Here is a 709-nt window from a genome sequence, read left to right on the forward strand (position 1 = left end):
TTTGTTGTTTTTACACCCAATGTCAAACCAAAGAACCCCCAAAACCTATGGATACAGAATTTACTATTACTCCCTGCCAAATAACCTATAAAGGAAAGGAACTTCCTTTAGGAAAACCTTTTAAAGAATGGATAAAGATATTTGGAGAATATAATAGATTTGTAGATGGAGTTTTTATTTGGGATACTTTAGGAATAGGAGCAACGATACATTGGGATGCTGCTAAATATTATAAAGATCCTGATTATAATACACGTTCTTTTATAGAATCACGACCTACAATAGAACTATATATTTTCTTTGTCAATCTGGATAGTAAGGTAGGACGAGCGGGAAAATTGCAATTTGCATGGAATGAATATTACATTTTAAGTAAAGAGGAGGAGGAATCTCTTCTAAAAAGTACAATAAGAAATAAACCATATACTCAGGAAGAGTTGGATCAATCTAGAGAAAAAATGCTAAAAAAGAAACCTGATTATATCTATCCTTTTACCCCCTATACCCAAACAGTCAATTTACAGGGAGCACCGGTTAAATCAGGAATGAGTTTAAATGAAGTAAATAAAGAGAGGTCAAAAATAAAAGGTCTTGAAAAAATGGGATACTGGGATAACGATGGCGACTGGAGCTGGGATTCCGGCTCTACCACTATAAAAACCGGAGAGTTCCGCGAACAAAAAGATCATAGCTCTATATGTCCCAATCA

1 protein-coding gene is annotated in these 709 nt (G+C 34.6%); it reads left to right on the forward strand.

Going from position 1 to position 709, the window contains the following annotated elements; translation table 11 throughout:
- A partial coding sequence (locus tag C4S77_RS12980; RefSeq protein WP_105246368.1) for a DUF7738 domain-containing protein occupies positions 1-709 on the forward strand: 709 nt, incomplete at both ends.

Source organism: Apibacter adventoris, assembly GCF_002964975.1.
Classification (GTDB): domain Bacteria; phylum Bacteroidota; class Bacteroidia; order Flavobacteriales; family Weeksellaceae; genus Apibacter; species Apibacter adventoris.